Raw genomic sequence first — 22357 nt, forward strand, 5'->3', positions numbered from 1 at the left:
GTTAGCCCCCCGCCGCCTGCTCCACCGCCAGGCCCAGGTCCAGCGCCCGGGCCGCTTCCTCGCCGGTGACCACCGGACGCGGCGCCTCCCCGCGCACCGCCTTCAGGAACCCCGCCACGCTCTGGCCCAGGGGGTCCTTGCCGGCCGGGGTCTCGGTGAAGTCCTCGATCAGCGGGAACGGCGTGGTGTTGCGGAAGGTGCGGGCCAGAAAGTCGATCTCGACCTCGCCGGAGGGGTAGACGACCTTCATGGTCCGCTCGCGGGCGTCGGCGACGCGCGAGCTGTCGAACACGGCGGTGAAGCCGTTGTCGAAGGTGGCCTCGGCCTTGACCCAGTCGAGCGAGGTCGAGCGGGTGGTGGCCCCCTCGCCTTCCACGGCAATCGGCTCGCCTTCGCAGATCGCCAGGGCCAGGTCGATGTCGTGGATCATCAGGTCGAGCACCACCGAGACGTCGAGATTGCGGTCCGAAGGCGTGCCACGACGCACGGCCTCAAGGCGCAGCGGCTGCTCGGGAATGTCCAGCAGGCCCATGGCCTGGAACACAACCCGTTCCTGATGACCGCAGGCCAGCGGCAGCCGTCGCTTGGCGGCCTCGGCGACCAGAGCGTCGGCGTCCTGCGGCGTCACGGCCAGGGGCTTTTCGGAATAGACCGGCTTTCCCGCCTTCAGCGCCGCCAGCACGGCCGGGGCATGGTGCACGGCCGGGGTCGCGACGGTGACCACATCAACCGTCGCCAGGAAGGCGGCCATGTCATCGAAGGCTTCCGCGCCCAGGGGCTCGGCCAGGGCCTGAGCCCGCGCGAGGTCGATGTCGAACACCGCCTTGAGTTCGACCCCGTCGAGCTCGACGTACTTCTTGGCGTGGTAGCCGCCGAACACGCCCGCGCCGACAACGCCAGCCTTGAGGATATCTTGGGTCATGGGTTTGCTGTCTAGACCGTTCGCTTTGTCGCGGGAAGGACTGGAGGCGCGGACCAGACCGGGTTAAACGTTCGTTTAAGCAACGCACCTCGATCACGAGGTCTGGAGGAACGACCATGGTCACGTCGCGCGAAATCCGTCTGAAGAGCCGCCCGGTGGGTGTCCCAGTCACCACCGACTTCGAACTGGCCACGGTCGAGGTCGGCGCGCCGGGCGATGGCGAAATCCAGGTGAAGAACCTGTGGATGTCGGTTGATCCCTACATGCGCGGCCGGATGACCGACCGCAAAAGCTATGTGCCGCCATTCGAGCTGGGCGAGGCCCTGCAGGGCGGGGCGATCGGCGAGGTCACGGCCACCAATGATTCGGACTTCAAGGTGGGCGACATCGTCAGCACCATGTTTGGCTGGCGCGAGGTGTTCAACGTCTCGCCCAAGGCGCTAGCGGCCGGCGGCATGGGCGCGGTGACCAAGATCGACACCCATGGCCTGCCGCCCCAGACCTTCCTGGGCGTGGCCGGAATGCCGGGCCTGACCGCCTATGCCGGGCTCTTGCGCATCGCGGCCCTCAAGGATGGTGACATCGTCTTCGTCTCGGCCGCCGCCGGGGCGGTGGGGCAGGTCGTCTGCCAGATCGCCAAGCTGAAGGGCCACACGGTGATCGGGTCAGCTGGCGGGCCCGAGAAGGTGGCGTTCCTCAAGAGCATCGGCGTCGACGAGGTCATCGATTACAAGGCCACGCCCGACGTAGTGGCCGAACTGGCGCGGGTCGCGCCCAAGGGCATTGACGTCTATTTCGAGAATGTCGGCGGCGTTCACCTTGAGGCGGCCATCAACTCGGCGCGGCCGTTCGCCCGCTTCGCCCTCTGCGGGATGATCTCGCAATATAACGAAACCGGCGCCCTGACCGGCCCAAGCAACATCATCCAGGCGGTCGGCAAGAGCCTTAGGCTGGAAGGTTTCATCGTCTCCAACCACTACGACCTCGCGCCGCAATTCATCGCCGACATCGCCGGCTGGATCGGCTCGGGTCAGTTGAAGTGGAACGAGACGATCGAAGAGGGCGTAGAGCGCGCGCCCGACGCGTTCATCAAGCTCTTCAAGGGCGAGAACCTGGGGAAGATGCTGGTCAAGCTGGGCTAGCGGCCTGCTCCGTTTTGGGGACAGGCGCATGCGCCTGTCCCCACTACACCTACCGTCCCCTGAGCTCCGTCAGGGCGTAACCGTCGCCCACCTTGCGGAACTTGAAGCCCACCCGCGCGCCAGGCGTCATTGGCGCCTCGGCCAAAATGTCCGCATACCCCGTGAACGACGCGCGCCCGGCGGAGAGCTTAACCGCGCTCGCGCCGTCGTGATCGAGCGTGAGAGTCTGGCCTTCGATCGCCGCGATCACACCCGTTGAGTCGTACTCCGGGCCGTTTGGGACAGCCGCTTTCGGCGCCGCTGCGACCTTTTCGGGCGCCTTTGGCGGTGCCCCCTGGCCGCAGGCGATGAGCAAACCGCTGAGAAAAACGATCTTCAAGGCATTGATTTTTATCATATAGTCTCGTGACAAGTTACTAGCGACAGCCTGTTGGACGATCGCGCTTTGATGTTTTTTGCCGCAAGTGCGAAAAGCGCGGCGATTGTGGTAGCGAATTCGTGATCGAAGTTTTACTCTAGGGAGACTGGCGGCTCTCCACGCCGGTTGTCGGTGAACGCAAAGTAGCAGCAGAACGCGCCCAATTCCTAGCGGAGGCGGTGCGTCCGGTGAAGCTGACCTCGCGCCCATCGCCACGCTTCTTCGGAGAGGCCCGGCTTATCTCCGGACAGCCCGAGACGACAGACCATGAGCGAACGCGGCGCCTTCTTCGATCTGACTTCGTCGCGCAGCGTCGCCTACGAAACGGTGATGTCCGCCAGCGAGCGGGTCGAGATTCCCACCGACGCACCCCTGGCCATGCCGGTGCAACCGCTTGCCTTCTGGCAGGGCGGGGCCAAGCCTTCCAACACGGCCAAGAGCGACCTTCACCTACGCCGCTGGGGCGTGTTCATCGGCACCGCCGTGATGGGCTTCGCCGGCTGGAAGGCCACGTTCGACACCATCGCCCTGGGCGGCGTGACTCACCTGGAAGCCGTCTGCATCACCCTGTTGGCCCCGCTGTTCCTGGCTCTGGCCCTGTGGTTCTGCACGGCCGTTGTTGGCTTTGTGGTGCTGCTGGGCAAGCCCAAGGATCCGCTGGGCATCGACGACAGCGCATCCTCGCCCATGCCCAGACCCAAGGCCCGCACCGCGATCCTGATGCCGGTGCACAACGAGGACGCCGCCGAGGTGTTCGCCCGCCTGCGCGCCATGGACGTCTCGCTGGCCGAGACCGGCAATAGCCGCGCCTTCGACATCTTCATCCTCAGCGACACCCGCGACGCGGCCGTGGCCTTGGCCGAGCAAGCCTGCTTCGCCCGCTTCCGCCGCGAGGCCAATAGCCACGTGTTCTATCGCAAGCGCACCCAGAACACGGGCCGCAAGGCTGGCAATGTCGCCGACTGGGTCGCCCGCTGGGGCGGCGACTACGAGCACATGCTGATCCTCGACGCCGACAGCCTGATGACCGGCGAGGCCATGGTCCGCCTGGCCGACGCCATGGAGCGTCACCCGCGCATTGGCCTGATCCAAACCATGCCAATGATCATCAACGGCCAGACGATCTTCGCCCGCACCCTGCAGTTCGCCACGCGCCTCTACGGCCGCGTCGCCTGGACGGGCCTGGCCTGGTGGTCGGGTTCGGAAAGCTCCTTTTGGGGCCACAACGCCATCGTCCGCACCCGCGCCTTCGCCGAGACCTGCGGCCTGCCCAGCCTGGACGGCCCCAAGCCGTTCGGCGGCGAGGTGATGAGCCACGACGCCCTGGAAAGCGCCCTGCTGCGCCGCGGCGGCTGGGGCGTGCACCTGGCGCCTTATCTGGGTGGCTCGTATGAAGAGAGCCCCTCCAATTTGCTGGATTTCGCCACGCGCGATCGCCGGTGGTGCCGGGGCAATGTGCAGCACGTGCCGTTGATCGGCCTGCCCGGCCTGCACTGGATGAGCCGCCTGCACCTGGTGATCGGCGTGCTCAGCTATGTGCTGTCGCCCCTTTGGTTCGTAGCCCTGTCAGCCGGGATCATCTCGCGCATGCTGATGCCGGAGTTGAAGAAGGCCGCCTTCACCCTGGCCGACCTGCAGGCCGCAGCCCACGCCCTGATTGACTGGCGCGAGATCCAGGCCACCGCCTGGGCGATGATCATCACCTTCGTCCTGCTGTTTGGCCCCAAGATCCTGGGCTCGATCCTGGTCTTTTCGCGCAAGCACGAGATCAGGGGCTTCGGCGGCCGCCGCCGGATCCTGGCCGGCCTCGCCGTCGAGATGCTGCTCTCGGCCTTGGTCGCCCCGATGCTGATGTTCACCCAGACCCGCGCCTTGGTCGAGATCCTGGCCGGCAAGGTCGGCGGCTGGGCCACCCAGCGCCGCGACGCCGACAAGGTCACCGGCAAGGAAGCCTTCGCGGCCATGGGCTGGATCAGCCTCACGGGCCTGGCCCTGTCGGTGATGTTCTGGTTCACGCCGGACCTGCTGACCGCCACCGCCCCGATCCTGGCCGGCCTGGTTTTAGCCGTGCCGCTGACCATGCTGGGCGCACACAAGATCGCCGGCCTGGCCGTCAAGGCCAACGGCCTGTTCATGACCCCGGAAGAGCGTCGGCCGCCAGCCATCGTCCGCGCGGCCTTGGGCCCCGCCTGCGAGCCGCCGGCCGCCTGGTTCAGCCGCCAGCAGCATCCCGTCTTGGTCGCCGAGCACCCGGCGGAACAGAACGCCGCCTGACATCTTACAGCCAGGCGCGCTAAGCGTCTGGCTCCGCCTCCCCGACCGGAGTAGAAGCGCGCTTCGTTCAATCCTAACGGAGCTTCCGCCGTGTCGCGCCTCTTCAGCGCCTATGTGATCGTCGACTGGAGCGCGGCGGCCAAGCCGACCACGGGAGCGGACTCCGTGTGGATCGGCGTGGTCAAGCGCGATGTGCGCTTTCGCCTGACCTACGAGACCTTCAACCCGCCTACGCGTCTCGAAGCCGAGACCAAGCTGGCGGCGATCCTCGACGACCTGAAGAAGCGGGGCGAGCGCGCTCTGGTGGGTTTCGACTTCCCGCTGGGCTTCCCGCGCGGCTTCTCCCAGGCCCTGGCCCTGAAGGGCGAGCAACCCTGGCGCGCGGTCTGGGACCAACTGGCCAAGATGGTCAAGGACAAGACCGACAACACCAACAACCGCTTCGGCGTCGGCTCGGAGCTTAACCGCCGGCTGACCGGCGGTCCCTTCCCGTTTTGGGGCGTGCCGCCCAAGGACACCCTGACCACGCTGCAGCCGAAGAAGACCCGCGAGCATGGCGCGGACGACCTGCCGGAGTTCCGCCACGCGGATGTGGCGGCCCAACCTACAAAAGGGGGCGGCGCCCATTCGATCTGGAAGCTCTACTACAACGGCTCGGTAGGTGGCCAGGCGATCATGGGCATTCCGGCGGCGCGCCGTCTTCGGGATGCTCGCGGCGACGCGGCGCGGGTCTGGCCGTTCGAAACGGGCTTCAAGGCTCTGACCGAGGCCGACCTCGAGGGCGTGTCGGTGGTGATCGCCGAGGTCTATCCCTCGCTGATCAAGGCCGTTCAGGCGGCTGGCGAGGTCAAGGACGCCGCCCAGGTGCGCGCTCTGGCCGAGCACTTCGCCAAGCTGGACGAGGCGGGCAAGCTGGCCGCGCTGTTCGGGCCGAGCAAGGGCGCGCCGGAGGACGTGGTGGTCGACGCCGAGACGCAGGAAGGCTGGATCCTGGGGGCGGCCATCTAGTCAGCACGCCCTGATGGGGACAGACGCATGCGCCTGTCCCCATTGCATCACCGGTCCCGCACGTCCAGCATTCTATATCGCCCCAGCAGCAGCCCCGCCGCGATGAAGCTGGTGATGATCACCGACCAGACGATGCCGTTGACCCCCAGCTTCATCGGCAGGGCCAGCCACCAGGCCAAGGGGCCCATGATCAGGGCATAGGCCACCATGTGGGTGGCGGTGGGAATCCACACCTCGCCGCGCGCCCTCAGGGCTTGGGCGCAAACCACCTGGACGGCGTCGGGCAGCAGGAACAGGCAGCTGAGCGCCAGCGCCGGCCCGATCAGGGCCAGGGCCGCCGGGTCGGTCGTGTAGGCCGCCGCCACGAGATGGCGCAGCGGATACAGCAGTCCCGACACCAGGAGGGCGAACACCGCCGTGACGCCAAAGGCGATCCAGCCGGCTCGGCTCATGCCTGGCAGGTCGCGCGCGCCATAGGCCCGGCCCACCTGCACCGCCGTGGCGGTCGACAGGCCCAGCGGGACCATGAAGATCACCGCCACCACGTTCAGCACCACAGCCCAGGCGGCCACCGAATAGCCGCCCAGCCAGCCAGCCACCAGGCTCATGCCGGCGAAGGCCGAGACCTCGAAGAAGTTCGACGTGCCCGCGCCATAGCCAACCCGCCGTTGCTCGATCTCGGCCGGCCGGTCGCGGGCCGGCTTGTCGAACACGCCCAGGTCGCGGGCGTCCTTGCGGCGCAGGATGATCACGACCAGCATCACCGTCAGGGCCACCCGCGCCACGAAGGTGGACCAGGCCGCGCCTGTCGCGCCCAAGGCGGGCAAGCCAAAGGTTCCCGGCACCAAAACCAGATTGACCGCCAGGTTGATCAGGTTGGCGATCCACATGGCGATGGTCACCGCCCCCGGCCGCGCCAGGCCCTCCAACCAAAAGCTCAGGGCGACGCTCAGCGCATAGGGGGTCAGTGACAGCGAAAACACGATCAGCGGCACGGTCGCGCCGTCGGCCAGGGCCTTGTCCAGGCCCGCGCGGTGCAGCAGCGGCGGTCCCAGCACCGCCAGCAGCAAGGTGCCAGCCAGGCCCAACCACAGGGCGTAGGAGAGCCCCCGCCGCAGCACCGCTCCCGCCTCATGCGGCTTGCCGGCTCCGATGGCCCGCGAGCCCATCACCTGCACCCCGACCAGCAGCCCGACCGTGACGGTGACGAACACCGAGGTCGGCGCCCAGGCCATGGCGTGGAAGCCAAGTTGCGTCGCCGAATAGTGCCCCACCACGATGGCGTCGGTCAGGCCCATGACCATGATCCCCAGGCGCGACAGCACCACCGGCCCCGCCAGGCGGAGCAGTTCAATCAGGTCGGAGACGATGACGCCGTGCGGCTTCCCCGGGTCGGGAGCCGACGCGGCCGCGAGCGGCGGCATGGAAAGGCCTTTCAAAGAGGGCCGGGAAAATGACCGATGCCTCCGCTTTGGGCAACCCCGCTTCCCATGCTGAGGCTTGGAACATCCGCTACCGCTCGCCTGTTCCGACGTCTCAGCCTTCAGGAGCGCGCGATGTCAGACGTCGAAACCCCGGAATTTGAATCCGCCGCCCACCGCACGTCGCAGGCCGAACGCGACATCCAGGCCCCGCTGGACGCGAAGGAGAAGCGGTCGTTCAAGGAGAACGAGGACGCGAAGCCCGCCATGCAAGCCGGCGCTCGTCCCTATCCCGCGCCGCCCTTCCCCGAACAGCACCAGCTGAAGCCCGGCCTCGAGGCCGCGCTCGATCCGGCGCCGATGTACGACGCGCCCTTCTACAAGGGCTCGGGCAAGCTAGAGGGCAAGGTGGCCCTGATCACCGGCGCCGACAGCGGCATTGGCCGGGCCGTGGCGGTGCTTTTCGCCCGCGAAGGGGCCGACGTCGCCATCGGCTATCTCGACGAAGACGAGGACGCCGAGCTGACCCGCATGGCCGTTGAACAGGAAGGCCGCCGCGCCATCCTTGTGCCCGGCGATGTCGCCGACCCCGCCTATGCCAAGGCCGCCGTCGCGCGCACGGTCGCGGAGTTGGGCAAGTTGGACATTTTGGTCAACAACGCCGCCTTCCAGGAGCACGTGCTCGACTTCGAGGACCTGACCGAAGAACACTTCGACCGCACGCTGAAGACCAACCTCTATGGCTATTTCCACATGGCCCAGGCGGCGGTGAAAGTGATCCCGCCGGGTGGCGCCATCGTCAACACCGGCTCGGTTACCGGCTTGCTCGGTAACAAGGACCTGTTGGACTATTCGATGACCAAGGGCGGCATCCACGCCTTCACCCGCTCGCTGGCCACCCACCTGATCGACAAGGGCATTCGGGTCAACGCCGTGGCCCCCGGTCCTGTCTGGACCCCGCTGAACCCGGCCGACAAGCTGGGTCCCGACGTGGCGCAGTTTGGCGGCAAGACGCCCATGAAACGCCCGGCCCAACCGGAGGAGATCGCGCCCGCCTACGTGTTCCTGGCCTCCCCCCAGACCTCCAGCTACATCACCGGTGAAGTGCTGCCGATCATCGGCGGCTACACGGGAGGCTAGGCGGAACCGCTGGCGGCGTTAACCCGTTGCGAAATCAGAAAAAAGTCTGGCGGCCTTCGCCAGCCAGGAAATGTCCATGACCAAGAAACATCCGCTGATCGCGCTTGGCGCGGTTTCTGTGCTGGCGCTCACCGCCGCCGCCTGCTCGCCGAAGACCGGCGCGCCCAAGACCACCGGCGACACGCCGGCGGCCGCGACCCAGACCACCGAAGCCGGCAAGGCCGACGCCGACATGCAGGCCGTGCTCGACAAGCTGGGCTCGCTGGGCGGCAAGCCCATCGAGACCTTGTCACCCGAAGAGGCCCGCAAGCAGCCAACCCCGACCGACGCGGTCAAGGCGCTGATGGCCGAGAAGGGCCTTAGGGCCGACACCACGGTGACAACAAAGGATATAACCTATCCTGGGGCCAGCGGCGCCCAGAAGGCGCGGGTCTATACGCCAGCCGGCGCGACTGGTCCCCTGCCCGTCGTGCTCTACATCCACGGCGGCGGCTGGGTAATCGCCGATATCGACGTCTATGACGGCGGGCCGCGCGCCCTGGCCAAGGCGGCCAACGCCATCGTCGTCTCGATCGAGTATCGCCACGCGCCGGAAGCCAAGTTCCCGGCCGCTCACGACGACGCGAACGCCGCCTATCCTTGGCTGCTGGCCAATGCCGCGAAGTGGGGCGGCGATCCGACCAAGGTGGCCGTGGTCGGCGAAAGCGCAGGCGGCAACATGGCCGTCAATGTCGCCATCGCCGCGCGGGACAGGGGTTGGATGGCGCCCAAGGCGGTCATCGCCGTCTATCCGGTGGCCGACAGCAACATGGCCACCCGTTCCAAGGTGGCCAACGCCGCCGCCAAGCCGCTGAACACCCCGATGCTGGCCTGGTTCTTCACCCACACCCTCGGCAACCCTGCCCAGGCCACCGACCCGCGGGTGAACCTGGTGGGCGCCGACCTGAAGAACCTGCCGCCGACCACGATCATCCTGGCCGAGATCGACCCGCTGCACGACGACGGCGTCAATCTGGCCGACAAGCTGAAGGCCGCCGGTGTCGCCACCGACCTCAAGGAATATGCCGGCGTGACCCACGAGTTCTTCGGCATGGGCGCGGTCGTCGCCGACGCCAAGGACGCCGAGGACTTCGCGGCCGGCAAGCTGAAGACCGCTTTCGGTCAGTAGCCTTAAGGGCCTCCCTCTCCGGGGGAGGCCCTTTACCTTGCTCCGTAACGGGCCGCTAAGGTCGCCAGTCTAGGTTGCCAACCAGGCGCAAAACGCGCCGTCGGAATTTTCGATGTCGCTGAATAGCGTCAACACCAATATCGGCGCGATGATCGCCCTGCAGTCGCTGGCTGCGACCAACCGCGACCTGTCCGACACCTTGCGCCACATCGCCACCGGCCGGGCGATTTCCTCCCCCAAGGACAATCCCGCCGTCTGGGCGATCGCCCAGAACCAGCGCGCGGAATCCCATTCGCTGGACGCTGTGCGCGCCTCGCTGCAACGGGGCCAATCGATCACCGACGTCGCCCTCGCGGCCGGCGACACCGTCACCGACTTGCTCGGCCAGATGAAGGAAAAGATGCTGGCGGCTTCGGACACCAGCCTCTCCACCACCAGCCGCAAGGCCTTGAACGACGACTACGTGTCGCTGAAGCGTCAGATCGATCGCACGGTCGGCAATGCCGACTTCAACGGCGTCAACCTGATCTCCTCAGGCTCGAACGGCCAGATCCGGGCCCTCGCCAACGCCCAGGCCTCCGACACCGTCGATGTCGATCACGTGGACCTGTCAACCACAGGCTCGGCCCTGTCGGGCATGCGCGCCGACCTGCTGGGCGCGCCGATCAGCACCGCCGAGATCAAGGCGATGGGCGGGGCAATCGAGAACGTCACCTCGGCCCTCTCGCACATCGGCACGGGCGCCTATGCGCTGCAGACCCACATGACTTTCATCGACAAGCTGCAGGACACGCTCGACGCCTCGATCGGCCGGCTGGTCGACGCCGACATGGCCAAGGAGGCCACCAAGCTTCAGGCCCTGCAGATCAAGCAGCAGTTGGCTTACAAGTCGCTGAGCATAGCCAATTCGGGCACGTCGTATTTGCTGACGCTGTTTGGGCGCTAAGATCAGGGACGTCACCCAATGAGTTCCCATGGCCCGCCATCTCGCCCTGCTGTCCCTGCTCGTCCGTGACTATGACGAGGCCTTGGCCTTCTATGTCGGCAAGCTGGGTTTCAGCCTGGTCGAGGACAGCGACATGGGCGGCGGCAAGCGCTGGGTCGTGGTCTCGCCGGGGCTTGGCGGTTCGCGCTTCCTGCTGGCCAAGGCGGCCGACGCGGTTCAAGCGGCGATGGTTGGCGGCCAGGGCGGCGGACGGGTCTGGCTTTTCCTGCACACCGACGACTTCGCCGGCGACCATGCCCGGCTGACCGCGGCGGGCGTGCGTTTCCTGGAGGAGCCGCGTCATGAGGCCTATGGCAGCGTCGCGGTGTTCGAGCACGTCTATGGCCACCGCTGGGACCTGCTGCAACCCAAGACCAAGGCTGAGTGACGGCGGGCCTGCAGGCCAATGGGCGTGTTAAGCCGCCTCGAACGCCTCCGCCGCCAGGACCCGAAGGTGCTCGACGATGTCCGTCGGCCACGCGGCCGCCAGATCGAAGAAGGCCCGCGCGTCGCCCGCGAACAGCGCTCGAGAGGCGCCCTCGAAGCCCGCACGGTCGCCGGCCATCACCGAGGCGAAACGATAGGTGGCGTCACGCGCGGCGCGGCGACGGGTGGGTCCCTCCGTGTCGCGACGGGCGGCCTCGACCAGCTTGCGCAGCGCCACCGAGGCGCCGCCCGGCTGCGCGGCCAACCATTCCCAATGGCGCGGCAGCAGGGTCACCTCGCGGGCGGTGACGCCGAGCTTCGGGCGGCCCCGACCGCGCGGCGCGGCCTCCGGCGTCTCTCCGCCCAGTCGCCGAGCGATATCCGAAGGACCGCCGCGCAGGTCGAAATCGACTTGCCGGCCCTCCGGATCGAAGATCAGCAGTGGCTCCGCCGGCGCGTCCTCCAACCGGCCTTGGGCGGCGACGGCCACTTCCAGCTTTGAGCCCGCCGCGAGCCGCCGCTCGCCCTCGAAGACGACATAGGGGTTGGGCGCGCCACTCATCGCCGCAACCCCTCGGCGCCCAGCTTGACCCGCCAATGCTCGCGGCGCTCGACCAGCAACGAGGCCCGGCCCAGCCGTTCCAGGCCCTCGTCTTCGAGCACCTCCAGCACGTCGAAACCGAAGGCCGCCTCGCCGTGCGTTTTCCACGCCGCCTGCAGGCTGGCGCTGGAATGGCCGCCCATCCTCAGACTGAACCAGACGCCGCTCTGGCGGGTGGCGAGATCGGGCGTGCTGCCGATCCATGCCTCGCGTGTCACCAGGCAACGGACGGCGTAGATTCCGGCCTGTACTTGGCGGTCCTTGTAGTCTCGCAGCAGCGCCCGTCGGTCGGTCATGTTCGTTTCCATGACCGATTTTTACCCGGATAATTTAGAGAGTCAATATTACCCGGATTTTATTTTTCGTTATCGCTCGTCGCTTTTTCCATCCGACCGTGGGCTTCCTTGACGAGAACTTGATCATTGGGCGGCGCCTTGTGCGCGGTGGCGCTCTCGGCGAGGACCTGGGCGGCCGCGACATTCAGGTTCATGTGCGGCGAGCGGGCCAGCGGCTCGATCAGCGCGCCTGCGGTGTCGTACTCGCCCTTTCGCAGCAGGGCGAGCACAGCGTCGATGCGGATTTGCTCGACCTGGGGGGCCAGCAGATGGGCCTGGACCAAGACGTCGATTACGGTCTCGCTCTCGGGCGGCAGCGTGCGGGCGTAGCGATAGAGGGCGGGGTAGAAGCTGGGATCGAGCTTGACCGCACGGGCGAAGGCTTTCTTGGCTTCAGCGGTCGCGCCGGCCTTCTGGGCCGGATCGCGACGCGCGACGGAGAGATAGGAAACCCCCAGCAAATACTGGCTATAGGGATCGTCCTTCACGATGTCCGCGCCTTTCAGCGTGGCCACGGCGGTCGAAGGGTCACCGAACACCTGCTCGGCGTGAGCCTGGGTGCGGATCGCCAGGGGATCGCCGGGATATTTGGCGGCGCTCTTGGTGATCGTGGCCAGGATCGCCGCCGCCTGATCGTCGGTCTCGCCATGTCGCCCCTGCATCAGGCGCAGCGACGGCAGCAGCAGATCCTTGGCGGCCGGCGACAGCGCGGTCACCGTCATGTCAGCGGGGGCGAGCGGCTTGATGGGGATTATGGTGTAAGTCATGCCCGAGCGGGCGTAGCTGGTAAGTTGCCGCTGCAGCGTGGGCTTGTCGGTCTTGAAGGCGGCCGCGAAGGCCTCCGGCTCGGCCTGGCCCCCGCGCAGGGCGCTGAAATAGGTTTGCAGTTGTTCGGCGCGGACCGGATCGCGCAGTAGATAGTGGGTCAACAGCCAGCCCTGTGCATAGACCATCTCACCGGCGGCTTGCCCGGATTTGGGCGCCAGGAGAGTGTCCAGAGTGATCCATGGCCGGTTTTCGAGTGACGCCACGCGCATGGGCGCGGCGGCGCCGAGCTGGATGGTTTCGCCCTGCGCCGTGGCGGTGGCGAAATACTCGGCGAAACCCTCTGTGAACCAGGTCGGGTAGGGATAGGTGAAATACTGCTGCATGAAGTGATGAGCATATTCGTGCTGCAGGACATGGCGCGCCTGGTCGCGGTCGCGGGCGTCCCACGTGGCTAACGCGAACCGTCCGCCAGGGCCGGCTTTGTAGAACCCCACCACATTGCGATCCAGGCCCGGCAAGACCTTTTCGAGATCCGAATGGTCAGACACAAGATAGATGTCGAGACGGGCCACGGTCGCCTGGCTGTCCATGTGCATCACGCCCGCCAGCAGGCGGTGATAACGCTCAAGGTCCGACGCCGCCTCTCGCAATTTCGGCTCGTCAATCGCGCCATAGACCACGAAGTGCTGCGTCGCAGCTTTGAGCCAGCGGTCGGCCGCCGAGGCGGGTTGGGCGGCGGCGACGAGCAATCCAAGCAGCAGGGCGCGCAGAGCGAACTTCATGGCTGGTTTTCCCGATCCGCCCCGGCGCCTTGCTTGGGCGCCGGCTACCGAGAAACCCTAAGACAAGAATCGCATGCGATCTACGGTTGATCCATGACAATTTTGCCGCGTTGGAAAGGTCAGCCCCGCGCAGAAGCGATCCGGGCGCGGGCGATCTCGTCGGCCACCAGATTGGCGGGGCGATTGTCGACCAGGGAGTGGTCGAGCACCTCGCCCAGGGTCTGGGCCAGGCGGTCCAGCTTGGTCGCGACCCACTGTGGGTCGAACGCAACGCCGGCTTCCAAGGCACGGATTTCGCCGGCCACATTGATGATGCCGCCGCCGTTGATGACGTAGTCAGGCGCGTAGAGAATGCCGCGCTCGAACACCGCCTGGCCGATGGTGGCGTCGGCCAGTTGGTTGTTGGCGCCGCCAGCGATCACCTTGACCTTCAAGCGCGGCAAGGTGGTGGTCGAGATCGCGCCGCCCAGGGCGCAGGGGGCGAAGACGTCGGCGTCGACGTCGAAAATGGCGTCGGTCGGCACGATCTGGGCGCCGGTCGCGGCGGCGACCTGCTCCAAAGCCTGTTGATTGACGTCGGCGATGATCAGTTGAGCCCCCGCAGCGTGAAGCTTTTCGGCCAGATAGGCGCCGACATGGCCGACGCCTTGGATGGCGACCCTCACGCCCTTGAGATCGCGGCCCAGGGCGCGCTGGACGCAGAGGCGAACGCCACGGAACACGCCCTCGGCGGTGACCGGGGACGGATCGCCCGAGGCGCCCGTGTGGCCTTCGAGGCCGGCGACATAGCGCGTGGTCCGGCGGGTGTTGACCAGGTCGGCGGGCGAGACGCCGACGTCCTCCGCGGTCCAATAGCGGCCGGCCAGGCTGTCGACGGCCCGACCGAAGGCTTCGAACAGTTCGGGGGTTTTCTGGCTGCGGGCGTCGCCGATGATCACGGCCTTGCCGCCGCCAAACTGCAGGTCGGCCATGGCGTTCTTGTAGGACATGCCGCGCGACAGGCGCAGGGCGTCGGTCACTGCGGCCTCGCTGCTGCTGTAATCCCACATGCGGCAGCCGCCGGCGGCGGGGCCGCGGGCGGTGGAGTGGATGGCGATGATCGACTTGAGGCCGGATTTTTCGTCAAAGAACGCGTGAACGCCTTCGTGTCCCTCGAAATCCGGGGAATCGAACAAGGTCATGCCGTCAGTCCTGCCCTAGTCAGAAAGTTTGTGCAGCGTGTACGCTTTAGGGCGAGGGGGAACAACCCCTGCCCTAGCCGCCCGAGGACGCAGCCTGCGTCCGCACAACATTGGGCGCGGTCGGCGCGCCGGGGATCGGCGGGGCGCCGGACGGCAGGTCGGCCAGCGGGTCCTTCAGGAAGGAGGCGGCGTCACGCCAGACCACCTCGGCCTGCTTGTCGACCAACAGCAGGTGCCAGCCTTCGGCGTAATAGGCCGAGCGGTCGTCGGGCTTCAGCCGTCGAGCCGCTTCCATGGTCGGCTCCTTGGGAATGATCTGGTCCTTGGCCCCGTAGAAATAGGCGACCGGGACCTGCACCTTGCCGAGCGACGACCAAGCCTTCTCCATAAGTCCGACCAGGCCGTAGAGGGTGTCCGACCGCGCGCCCCAGATCATCAGCGGATCGCGGCTCATCCGGCGCAGTTCGTCGATATTGTCGGTGGGCTGAACGCGCTTGACCAGCCATTCGGGCGGCTTAACCACCCAGCCGCGCGTGGTGTGGGCGGTGATCCACAGGCTGGTCTTGTAGGGCAGAGGCTGGGCCGACCAGCCCCAGACGGCGGGGGCGAACAGCAGGAGGCGGTCGGCGGCGGGCGGCCGATCCGACACCATGGCCGCGATGGCGAGCCCGCCGCCCATGCTGACGCCGGCCAAGGCGACCTTGGACTCAGGATGGGCCTCGCGGACCAGGGCCACGGCGGTGCGCACATCCTCGACGGAGAGCGCGATCGGCGCCCAGACCCCGCGGTCGGGCGAGCGGCCAAAGCCCCTAATGTCCAAGGCATAGGTCGCGATCCCCTGCGCCGCCCAGAACGGGCCGGCCAGGTGGAAGGCGTTGGAATAGTCGTTCATGCCGTGGAGGGCGACGATCACCTGTCTAACAGGCGTCCCTTCCGGCGGCAGCCAGCGTTGCAGGCCTAGGGTCTGACCATCGAAGCTGACCATGCCGTCGGCCAACAGGCGCGGGCCTCGAAAGCCCAACGAGCCTGGGCCGGCGCGTTGCGTGATGGGGGCGCAGGCGGCCAGGCCCGCGACACAGGCCGCGTTGAGGAGCAGGTTCCGACGGTTCATGACGCCAGAATGCCCGCCACGCGACGGCGAAGATAGGGCGCCACCTCGGCGTCGAACCACGGATTGCGCTTCAGCCAGGCGCTGTTGCGCCACGACGGATGCGGCAGGGGCAACAAGCCGTCGTCGAGATAGTCGCGCCAGGCGCCGACGGTATCGGTCATGCTTCCCCTCATTCGAGAGCCCAGCTCCCAGGCTTGAGCATGGCTCCCGACCAGCAGGGTCAGCTCGACCTGGGGCAGCTCCGCCAGCAGTTGAGGTCGCCACAACGCCGCGCAGCGGGCCGGAGGCGGGTAGTCGCCGCCCTTAGGACTGGTCCCTGGAAAGCAGAAAGCCATGGCCGCGACGCCGATCTCTGGCCGGCCATAGAAGGTCTCGCGGTCGATCCCCATCCAGTCGCGCAGGCGGTTTCCGGAGGGGTCGTTGAACGGCAACCCCGTCTCGTGCACCAGCCTCCCCGGAGCCTGGCCGCAGATCAGCAGTCGCGTGCCCTGGGCAACCCGCACCACGGGTCGCGGGGCGTGCGGAAGATACGGCGCACAGGCCCGGCAGGCGGCGATGTCAGCGAGAAGAGCGTCTAGTGGCATGGACGGGAGTTAGGCGCGCCGCGCCATCGCACAAGCGCGACTGGACGACCGAGGGCGTGTGGCGCGTGGGTCCTATTCCTCGCCGCCGCCGTCGATCGCACCGTCGTCCACGACATCCTCGAAGCTGGTGGGATCGCCTTCCATCCGCATCCGCAGGCGATAGACGCCGCGAAACTTCTCCGGGTTCACCGGCTTGTTGTGGCGCAGGATGACGATCCTGCCCTCGCGGGCCAGTTCGATGGCGTTGGTGCGGACATGGCCCAGTAGGCGCTGCCAGCGCACGGGCTCGACGGTCTTGGCGACCGACATCGGGTCTATCGACTTGCCCGCCGCCACGGCGGCCAGTTGCGACAGGATGGTGTCTTGGATCGGGGAGGATGGTGGGATCGGATCGCTCATGGGCGGAGGAATGCCACGAATCTGTCAGCAGCGCGAGCGTGGCCGCTTGCCTCCGGCCCAGGCCGGCCTTAGGTCCTCAAAGACAACGCAAGGGGCACGGTCAATGGACGGCGGCAACGAGATCTGGGACGGACCCAAGCCAGTGACCGACGGCGAATGGGCCGGCTGGCGCACCTGGGCCGGCATGGACGCCTTCGAGGACCAGACCGGGCCCTTCTACTTCAGGGAAAAGAACGGCGTGGTCCGCAGCGCCTTCCGCGCCGAGGCCCGCCACATGAACGGCGGCGGATTCATGCACGGTGGCTGCATGATGACCTTCGCCGACTATTCGCTGTTCTCGATATCCTGGGCGCATCTGAAGGACGTGCGGGCCGTCACGGTCAGCCTGAACGGCGAGTTCCTCGGCCCGGCGCGGACCGGCGACCTGGTGGAATCGATAGGAGAGGTCACCAAGGCTGGCGGTTCGCTGCTGTTCGTGCGCGGGCTGATTTCGACGGGCGGTTCGCCGATGCTGAACTTCTCGGGCGTGATCAAGAAGACCAGGCCGCGCTGAGCCTCTACACCCCCGACTTGGCCGCAGGCCGCGCCATCATCGCCGCCAGCCAGCGGTTCAGATTGATCAGCTCTGGATCGGGCCGGAAACGCACCATCCGCGCGAAGTCGATGCCGGTGGCGGCTAGGATGTCGGCCATGGTCACCCGATCGCCGGCGATGAATTCGCTCTCCGCCAAGCGACGGTTGAGCATCTTCAGGCCCTTCTCGGCTGTGGCGCGGCCGTTGGCGGCCAGTTCGGGAACCTGGGTCTCGATCGCCGCAAGGGCCGGATGGGCATGGCGCACGGACATCATCAACGGCGTGGCGACCAGCATCTCTGCGCGCCGCGACCACATCTCGATGACGGCGACCTCGCAGGCTTCCTCGCCGAACAGATTGGGCTCTGGATAGACGCTTTCCAGATAGCGGCAGATGGCCACCGACTCGGTGATCGTCTGGCCGTTGTCCATCTCGAGGGCCGGCACGTTGGGCAGTCCGGCCCTGGCCAGGTACTCCGGCTGGCGGTGCTGACCGCCGAAGATATCGACATCGACGATCTCGATGTCCTCGATGGCCTTCTCGGCCATGAACCAGCGAACGCGGCGAGGATTGGGGGCGCGGCGGCTGTCATAGAGCTTCAAAAGAAATCCTCCCGGCTTTTGACCGGGAGGATGCTTTAGTTCCGCCTAGGAAGGAAAGGCCCTTACAACCCGAACCAGGCCCGCGGCATCAGGCCGATCAGCGAACCGGTCAGGCAGGTGGCCAGGAAGCCGGCCATCATCGCCTTCCAGACCAGGCCCAGCACCTCTTGTCGACGCTCTGGCACCAGCACCGAGAAGCCGGCGACGTTCATGCCGACAGAGCCGATGTTGGCGAAGCCGCACAGGGCGTAGGTCATGATGATCCGCGTGCGGGGATCCAGCAGTTCCGGCCCGGTCTTGGCCAGCTGGATGAAGGCCGTAAACTCAGTGAGGATCAGCTTGACGCCCAGCAGGCCGCCGGCGCTGCCGGCTTCCTTCCAGGGGATGCCCATCGACCAGGCCAGGGGCGCGAAGACGACGCCCAGCACCCGGGCGATGCTCAGATGCTCGCCCCCCACCATGGGTAGGGCGAACAGGATCTTGTCGACCATGGTGGCCAGGGCGATGAAGACGATCAGGGTGGCGCCAACGTTCAGCGCGATCTGCAGCCCGTCGGTGGTGCCCTTCATCACCGCGTCTATCGAGCTCCCATAGGTCTTGTCTTCCTCGGCCAGGTCCAGGTCTTCGGACTTCTCGCTGGGATCGCCGGGCACCATGATCCGGGCCAGGAGCACCCCGGCCGGGGCCGAGATCAGCGAGGCGGCCAACACGTGGGCGGCGGCGTTGGGCAAGACGTCGTGCAGGATGGTGGCGTAGGCCACCATGGTCGAGCCCGAGACGCAGGCCATGCCGACCGCGATCAGCATGAACAGCTCCGAGCGGGTCAAACGCTCCAGATAGGCGCGGATGAAGATGGGTCCTTCGATCTGGCCCATGAAGATGGTGGCGGCGGTGGCCAGGGCCGGCGGGCCGCGCAGGCCCAGTGTTTTCTGAAACAGAAAGCCCAGGCCCTTGGCCATCAGCTTCAGAATGCCCCAGTGCCACAGCAGCGCCGACAGGGCGCAGACCACCAGAATCACCGGCATCACGCGGAAGGCGAACAGGAAGCCAGCGCCGGGATTGGTCTCGGCATAGGGCGGCGTCGTGCCCGACAGATAGCCGAACACGAAGTTGGTGCCGGCCTGGGTCGACGAAGCCAGCCCCTCGACGGCGCCATTGACGCCCTGCAGCGCGTTGCGGGTCGCGGGCAATTTGAACAGTACGAAGACCAGGATCAGCTGGATGGCGATGGCGCAGACAGCCAGCACGAACGGGAAGCGCTTGCGGTTCTCGGAGACGAGCCAGCAAAGGCCGAGGATCAGCGCCACGCCCGCCAGGGCTTGGACGTTCTCGGGAAGGAAGATCAAGACTGAGGACCTTAACTGATGCGGCGACGCCCCCGCGACGCCGTCCAAGGGGCCAAATGACTATGATTAAGCGACGGGGCGCAAGCGCTATGCGCGGAGAACCGTAGGGGCCGAGCGTTCTGCTCGCCCCTCGGGCGCGGGGCCTTAGGCGGCGATGTCGACCGAAGTCGCTTAGGAGGTGGTCGAACTGCTCAGGTTGCTGGTCAGTTGGGCCAACAGTTTCTGCATCAGGTCCGACGCGTCGCTGGAGACCTCCGAGCCCAGCTTGTCGAAGGACGAGGTCAGGCTCGTGGCCAATTCGCTGGCCGAGACCACGCCGTCGCCGTTCAGGTCGGCGGCGTCGGTCGAGGTCGAGGTCGAGGCCTGTGTGCTGGCGCTGGAGTCGTCGCTGGGCGGCGGACCGTGCGGGCCATGCGGGCCACCCTGCGGCTTCATGGCCTGGAACTCGCTGAGCGAAAGCGAGCCATCGCCATCCGAATCGCCCTCGGCGAGCATGTTCGCCGCCATGTCAGTGGCGCTGGGCGCATCCGATGGCAGGTCCTTGGGCGCGTGGGCGGCCATGGCGATCGACAGTTCATCGGCGGTGACCGTGCCGTCGCCGTCGCCGTCGGCGTCGGCGTCGGCGTCGGCGAACATCGAGGCGGCGCGGTCGGTCTGGCTGGTCTTCTGGGTTGAAAGCAACGACGCTAATGTGTCGGCGCTGAAACCTTGACTTGACGAGGACCAGCCCTGCACCGGCGGCGGCGAACCGTTCTAGCCGCCGGTCGGCATGTTCTGCCCGGTGGCCTGGAACGGGCTGGAGGCGTCGTCGTCATTGGCGGTTTGGGAGGACGCGGCCGCTCTGGCCTGCAGCAGTTGCTGCAATAGCGAGGAAGACCCCACGGTGGAGATGGTCATCATGCTCTCCTTGCGATGAGAGCGCCGGCCCCTGCGCCGCACGCCCGCGCCGGATTCGCCGACGCGGTCGTTCGATATGCGAAAAACATGCCGTTTTTCAATTTGTTACGCCACCGATACAAAGCTCGCCCTCGACGCGACAACCGGCCTAAGGGGCGCGGCGCCGCGTATCGACAGCTTCGGCGCGAGGCCGCCAAATCGTGCAAACCGGCGGTCGCGGAACGCGCTTCGCTCGCCTTACCTCGATTTAACTTGGCCGCTTGAAGATCGCCGTCCATTGCTGCAACCCTTGATTGGGGTGGAGCGTAGCGCGCATGTCGTTGGCCTTGGCCACACTGTTGTACGAGTGGCGTAGATACATGGCGGCTGTTGTCGCCCTGGCGTTCTCCGGCTTGCTGGTGTTGGCCCAGGTCGGCATCTTCGTCGGCATCGGCAAGGGCTTCACCGCCCAGATCGACCGCTCCCGCGCCGACATCATGGTGTTGGGCCCCGGCGCCAAGGCGTTGTTCGGCGGCCCTTCTGGCCTGCCTCGGCGGATGATCCCCCTGGTCTACAGCCACCCCGAGGTCGTTCAGGTCGCGCCCCTCGACGGCTCCGGCGGCCGGTTCCAGAACATCCTGTCGCCCGAGGACCAGGCCAAGGCCGACGCCCGCGCCAAGCAGGCCGCCAAGGGCGGCAACAAGGTCGCTGGCGGCGGTCGCAAGAGCGAGTTCGTCAACGTCACGGTGATCGACGCGATTCCGGGCTTCGTCACCGTGCCGACCGACTATAGCGAGACCATGATCGAGGCCCTGCGCCAGCCGTTCGCGGTTGCGGTCGATCAGACCGCTCTCAAGCGCCTGGGGGTCAAGAAGGGCGACAAGGCCATCTACAACGGCAAGACCGTCACCATAGGCGTGGTCACCACCGGCTATCCCAACATTATCCAACCGACGCTGGTGATGTCGCGCGACACCCTGCGGATGTTGGGCGAGGCCGACACCGGCCAGCGCGTCGGCCCGCTGATGGTGCAGATCCGCGATCCGGCCCGCTCCGAGATCGTCGCCGCCCAGCTCAACAAGAAGGGCGACGGCCAGTTTCGCGCCTGGACCCGCCAGGAACTGGCCGACGCCAATTCCGGGGCCATGCTCGACGACCAGATCATCGGGATTATCCTGGGCTTCTCGGCCTTCCTGGGACTGCTGATCGGGGTGGTCATCACCTGGCAGACCCTGCGCGGGGCGATCATGGCCAATATCAAGGAGTTCGCCTCGCTTCGCGCTCTGGGGGTGTCGATCGGCGACCTGCGTAACATCGTCCTGGAGCTCAGCTTCTGGGTCGGGATCGTCGGCGTGTTCGCCTCCGCCCTGCTGACCTGGCTGGTTTCGCTGGTCGCCACGGCCGGCGGCGTGCCGATGTCTTTCCCACCCGTACTGGTCGGCGTGGTCGCGGTGTTCCTGATCCTGATCGCCATGCTGTCCGGCTTCCTGTCGCTGGGCGTCCTGAAAAACAGCCAACCTGCGGACCTCCTGCGATGATCGCCGATCACAGCCACAAGCGCGGCGAGAGCGCCCTCTCGGCCACGCAACTGGTCAAGCGCTTCAAGACCGGCCGCACCTTCATCGAGGTGCTCAAGGGCGTGGATTTCGACGCCAAGCATGGCGACGTGACCATGGTCATGGGGCCGTCGGGCTCGGGCAAGTCGACCCTCGTGGCCGCCCTGTCGGGCCTGCTCCGTCCCGACGAGGGCAAGGTCTCGGCGCTAGAGGCCAAGGATCTGTGGCAGCTGCCGGCGGGCAAGATCGACAAGTTCCGCCTCGATCACTGCGGCTTCATCTTTCAGGGCTTCAACCTGTTCCCCGCCCTCACCGCCAAGCAGCAAGTGATGACGGCCCTGAAGTACCAGGGTGTCGGCAAGGGCGAATGCGCCCGCCGCGCCCAGGCGGCGCTGGAAGAGGTGGGCCTTGGCCCGCGCGTCAACCAGCGGCCGTCGGAACTGTCGGGCGGCGAGAAGCAGCGCGTCGCCATCGCCCGCGCCCTGGCCAAGAACCCCAACCTGATCTTCGCCGACGAGCCCACCTCAGCGCTAGACGGGAAAAGCGGCGAGATCGTCATCCGCCTGCTGCGCGCCGCCGCCACCGATCGCGGCGCGGCCGTGATCTGCGTCACCCACGACCCGCGCCTCGAGGCCTATGCCGACCGCGTCATCCACATCGAAGACGGCCGGATCCTGGACGACGTGCGTAGAACGCCCGACGCCAATCCCGCGCCGCTTAGCCACTGACTTTCTGGGGA

General features: G+C 66.9%; 24 protein-coding genes. 10 read left to right on the forward strand and 14 right to left on the reverse strand.

Features of this window, described 5'->3' with window-relative positions; all coding sequences use genetic code 11:
• Position 1: 1 nt before the first annotated feature.
• Positions 2-922: a Gfo/Idh/MocA family protein gene (locus ACP696_RS16690; RefSeq protein ID WP_426044062.1), complete on the reverse strand. Its 921-nt coding sequence runs from the start codon at positions 920-922 to the stop codon at positions 2-4.
• A gap of 116 nt (positions 923-1038) precedes the next feature.
• Between ACP696_RS16690 and ACP696_RS16695 the strand changes: the two genes are divergently transcribed.
• Positions 1039-2064: an NADP-dependent oxidoreductase gene (locus ACP696_RS16695; RefSeq protein ID WP_426013366.1), complete on the forward strand. Its 1026-nt coding sequence runs from the start codon at positions 1039-1041 to the stop codon at positions 2062-2064.
• A gap of 49 nt (positions 2065-2113) precedes the next feature.
• Here the strand turns inward: ACP696_RS16695 and ACP696_RS16700 are convergent, their stop codons facing one another.
• Positions 2114-2461 (reverse strand): copper-binding protein, encoded by a 348-nt coding sequence (locus tag ACP696_RS16700; RefSeq protein ID WP_426013367.1) that lies wholly within the window; start codon positions 2459-2461, stop codon positions 2114-2116.
• Positions 2462-2749: 288 nt separating this feature from the next.
• Here ACP696_RS16700 and mdoH point away from each other — a divergent pair, with 288 nt between their 5' ends.
• Positions 2750-4756 carry a glucans biosynthesis glucosyltransferase MdoH gene (gene mdoH / locus ACP696_RS16705; protein ID WP_426013369.1) on the forward strand — a complete coding sequence of 669 codons (2007 nt, stop codon included), beginning with the start codon at positions 2750-2752 and terminating at the stop codon, positions 4754-4756.
• 90 nt (positions 4757-4846) lie between these two features.
• A complete protein-coding gene (locus ACP696_RS16710) occupies positions 4847-5764 on the forward strand; it encodes a cobalamin biosynthesis protein CbiG (RefSeq protein ID WP_426013371.1) in 918 nt (305 codons plus the stop codon).
• Positions 5765-5811: 47 nt separating this feature from the next.
• Here ACP696_RS16710 and ACP696_RS16715 read toward each other — a convergent pair whose 3' ends face one another.
• Entirely contained in the window at positions 5812-7188 is a 1377-nt protein-coding gene (locus tag ACP696_RS16715) for an MATE family efflux transporter (protein WP_426013372.1), read from the reverse strand.
• Positions 7189-7320: 132 nt separating this feature from the next.
• Between ACP696_RS16715 and ACP696_RS16720 the strand changes: the two genes are divergently transcribed.
• The 4 genes from ACP696_RS16720 (at position 7321) to ACP696_RS16735 (ending at position 10866) form a co-directional block, all read left to right on the forward strand.
• On the forward strand, positions 7321-8325 hold the full coding sequence (locus ACP696_RS16720) for an SDR family oxidoreductase (protein ID WP_426013373.1): 1005 nt from the start codon (positions 7321-7323) through the stop codon (positions 8323-8325).
• Between the two features lie 76 nt (positions 8326-8401).
• Entirely contained in the window at positions 8402-9493 is a 1092-nt protein-coding gene (locus tag ACP696_RS16725; RefSeq protein ID WP_426013374.1) for an alpha/beta hydrolase, read from the forward strand.
• Positions 9494-9605: 112 nt separating this feature from the next.
• Positions 9606-10439, forward strand: coding sequence for a flagellin (locus ACP696_RS16730; protein ID WP_426013375.1), 834 nt, complete (start codon positions 9606-9608; stop codon positions 10437-10439).
• Positions 10440-10467: 28 nt separating this feature from the next.
• Complete coding sequence (locus tag ACP696_RS16735) at positions 10468-10866, forward strand: VOC family protein (protein WP_426013376.1); 399 nt, start codon at positions 10468-10470, stop codon at positions 10864-10866.
• Positions 10867-10893: 27 nt separating this feature from the next.
• Here the strand turns inward: ACP696_RS16735 and ACP696_RS16740 are convergent, their stop codons facing one another.
• From ACP696_RS16740 to ACP696_RS16770, 7 genes are all read right to left on the reverse strand, one after another.
• Positions 10894-11466, reverse strand: coding sequence for a DUF2239 family protein (locus tag ACP696_RS16740; RefSeq protein ID WP_426013378.1), 573 nt, complete (start codon positions 11464-11466; stop codon positions 10894-10896).
• Complete coding sequence (locus ACP696_RS16745) at positions 11463-11801, reverse strand: GIY-YIG nuclease family protein (protein ID WP_426013380.1); 339 nt, start codon at positions 11799-11801, stop codon at positions 11463-11465. Before ACP696_RS16745 ends, ACP696_RS16740 begins: the two co-directional genes overlap by 4 nt.
• Before the next feature lie 59 nt (positions 11802-11860).
• Positions 11861-13390 carry a collagenase gene (locus ACP696_RS16750; RefSeq protein ID WP_426013382.1) on the reverse strand — a complete coding sequence of 510 codons (1530 nt, stop codon included), beginning with the start codon at positions 13388-13390 and terminating at the stop codon, positions 11861-11863.
• Positions 13391-13509: 119 nt separating this feature from the next.
• Positions 13510-14571, reverse strand: coding sequence for a Leu/Phe/Val dehydrogenase (locus tag ACP696_RS16755; RefSeq protein ID WP_426013384.1), 1062 nt, complete (start codon positions 14569-14571; stop codon positions 13510-13512).
• 73 nt (positions 14572-14644) lie between these two features.
• On the reverse strand, positions 14645-15682 hold the full coding sequence (locus ACP696_RS16760; RefSeq protein WP_426013386.1) for an alpha/beta fold hydrolase: 1038 nt from the start codon (positions 15680-15682) through the stop codon (positions 14645-14647).
• The gene (locus ACP696_RS16765; protein WP_426013387.1) at positions 15679-16266 is read right to left on the reverse strand and encodes a uracil-DNA glycosylase family protein; all 588 of its coding nucleotides are present in this window, start codon (positions 16264-16266) and stop codon (positions 15679-15681) included. The genes ACP696_RS16760 and ACP696_RS16765 overlap by 4 nt, the downstream gene beginning before the upstream one ends.
• Before the next feature lie 72 nt (positions 16267-16338).
• A complete protein-coding gene (locus ACP696_RS16770) occupies positions 16339-16665 on the reverse strand; it encodes a DUF3253 domain-containing protein (protein WP_426013389.1) in 327 nt (108 codons plus the stop codon).
• Between the two features lie 103 nt (positions 16666-16768).
• Between ACP696_RS16770 and ACP696_RS16775 the strand changes: the two genes are divergently transcribed.
• Positions 16769-17218: a PaaI family thioesterase gene (locus tag ACP696_RS16775; protein WP_426013391.1), complete on the forward strand. Its 450-nt coding sequence runs from the start codon at positions 16769-16771 to the stop codon at positions 17216-17218.
• A 4-nt stretch (positions 17219-17222) separates the two neighbouring features.
• Here ACP696_RS16775 and ACP696_RS16780 read toward each other — a convergent pair whose 3' ends face one another.
• The 4 genes from ACP696_RS16780 to ACP696_RS16795 all read right to left on the reverse strand — a co-directional run bounded on the left by ACP696_RS16780 (position 17223) and on the right by ACP696_RS16795 (position 20086).
• Positions 17223-17840 (reverse strand): glutathione S-transferase family protein, encoded by a 618-nt coding sequence (locus ACP696_RS16780; protein ID WP_426013392.1) that lies wholly within the window; start codon positions 17838-17840, stop codon positions 17223-17225.
• Between the two features lie 62 nt (positions 17841-17902).
• Complete coding sequence (locus tag ACP696_RS16785; protein WP_426013787.1) at positions 17903-19183, reverse strand: NupC/NupG family nucleoside CNT transporter; 1281 nt, start codon at positions 19181-19183, stop codon at positions 17903-17905.
• Between the two features lie 174 nt (positions 19184-19357).
• Positions 19358-19867, reverse strand: a complete 510-nt coding sequence (locus ACP696_RS16790; protein WP_426044063.1) for an EF-hand domain-containing protein — start codon at positions 19865-19867, stop codon at positions 19358-19360.
• Positions 19868-19939: 72 nt separating this feature from the next.
• On the reverse strand, positions 19940-20086 hold the full coding sequence (locus ACP696_RS16795; protein ID WP_426044064.1) for a hypothetical protein: 147 nt from the start codon (positions 20084-20086) through the stop codon (positions 19940-19942).
• 311 nt (positions 20087-20397) lie between these two features.
• Here ACP696_RS16795 and ACP696_RS16800 point away from each other — a divergent pair, with 311 nt between their 5' ends.
• Both ACP696_RS16800 and ACP696_RS16805 read left to right on the forward strand, forming a co-directional pair.
• Complete coding sequence (locus ACP696_RS16800) at positions 20398-21600, forward strand: ABC transporter permease (RefSeq protein WP_426013397.1); 1203 nt, start codon at positions 20398-20400, stop codon at positions 21598-21600.
• Positions 21597-22346, forward strand: a complete 750-nt coding sequence (locus tag ACP696_RS16805; RefSeq protein ID WP_426013399.1) for an ABC transporter ATP-binding protein — start codon at positions 21597-21599, stop codon at positions 22344-22346. Before ACP696_RS16800 ends, ACP696_RS16805 begins: the two co-directional genes overlap by 4 nt.
• The last annotated feature ends 11 nt before the right edge of the window (positions 22347-22357 follow it).

It is taken from the genome of Caulobacter sp. DWR3-1-2, assembly GCF_049896225.1.
GTDB lineage: Bacteria > Pseudomonadota > Alphaproteobacteria > Caulobacterales > Caulobacteraceae > Caulobacter.

What these genes read in the sequence shown, in the direction of transcription:
- ACP696_RS16690 (WP_426044062.1), bottom strand. Translation starts at nt 922, where the DNA reads ATGACCCAAGATATCCTCAAGGCTGGCGTTGTCGGCGCGGGCGTGTTC.
- ACP696_RS16740 (WP_426013378.1), bottom strand. Translation starts at nt 11,466, where the DNA reads ATGAGTGGCGCGCCCAACCCCTATGTCGTCTTCGAGGGCGAGCGGCGG.
- ACP696_RS16700 (WP_426013367.1), bottom strand. Translation starts at nt 2,461, where the DNA reads ATGATAAAAATCAATGCCTTGAAGATCGTTTTTCTCAGCGGTTTGCTC.
- ACP696_RS16695 (WP_426013366.1), top strand. Translation starts at nt 1,039, where the DNA reads ATGGTCACGTCGCGCGAAATCCGTCTGAAGAGCCGCCCGGTGGGTGTC.
- ACP696_RS16765 (WP_426013387.1), bottom strand. Translation starts at nt 16,266, where the DNA reads ATGCCACTAGACGCTCTTCTCGCTGACATCGCCGCCTGCCGGGCCTGT.
- ACP696_RS16720 (WP_426013373.1), top strand. Translation starts at nt 7,321, where the DNA reads ATGTCAGACGTCGAAACCCCGGAATTTGAATCCGCCGCCCACCGCACG.
- ACP696_RS16730 (WP_426013375.1), top strand. Translation starts at nt 9,606, where the DNA reads ATGTCGCTGAATAGCGTCAACACCAATATCGGCGCGATGATCGCCCTG.
- ACP696_RS16750 (WP_426013382.1), bottom strand. Translation starts at nt 13,390, where the DNA reads ATGAAGTTCGCTCTGCGCGCCCTGCTGCTTGGATTGCTCGTCGCCGCC.
- ACP696_RS16755 (WP_426013384.1), bottom strand. Translation starts at nt 14,571, where the DNA reads ATGACCTTGTTCGATTCCCCGGATTTCGAGGGACACGAAGGCGTTCAC.
- ACP696_RS16760 (WP_426013386.1), bottom strand. Translation starts at nt 15,682, where the DNA reads ATGAACCGTCGGAACCTGCTCCTCAACGCGGCCTGTGTCGCGGGCCTG.
- ACP696_RS16735 (WP_426013376.1), top strand. Translation starts at nt 10,468, where the DNA reads ATGGCCCGCCATCTCGCCCTGCTGTCCCTGCTCGTCCGTGACTATGAC.
- ACP696_RS16775 (WP_426013391.1), top strand. Translation starts at nt 16,769, where the DNA reads ATGGACGGCGGCAACGAGATCTGGGACGGACCCAAGCCAGTGACCGAC.
- ACP696_RS16745 (WP_426013380.1), bottom strand. Translation starts at nt 11,801, where the DNA reads ATGACCGACCGACGGGCGCTGCTGCGAGACTACAAGGACCGCCAAGTA.
- ACP696_RS16795 (WP_426044064.1), bottom strand. Translation starts at nt 20,086, where the DNA reads ATGATGACCATCTCCACCGTGGGGTCTTCCTCGCTATTGCAGCAACTG.
- ACP696_RS16770 (WP_426013389.1), bottom strand. Translation starts at nt 16,665, where the DNA reads ATGAGCGATCCGATCCCACCATCCTCCCCGATCCAAGACACCATCCTG.
- ACP696_RS16800 (WP_426013397.1), top strand. Translation starts at nt 20,398, where the DNA reads ATGTCGTTGGCCTTGGCCACACTGTTGTACGAGTGGCGTAGATACATG.
- mdoH (WP_426013369.1), top strand. Translation starts at nt 2,750, where the DNA reads ATGAGCGAACGCGGCGCCTTCTTCGATCTGACTTCGTCGCGCAGCGTC.
- ACP696_RS16715 (WP_426013372.1), bottom strand. Translation starts at nt 7,188, where the DNA reads ATGCCGCCGCTCGCGGCCGCGTCGGCTCCCGACCCGGGGAAGCCGCAC.
- ACP696_RS16725 (WP_426013374.1), top strand. Translation starts at nt 8,402, where the DNA reads ATGACCAAGAAACATCCGCTGATCGCGCTTGGCGCGGTTTCTGTGCTG.
- ACP696_RS16805 (WP_426013399.1), top strand. Translation starts at nt 21,597, where the DNA reads ATGATCGCCGATCACAGCCACAAGCGCGGCGAGAGCGCCCTCTCGGCC.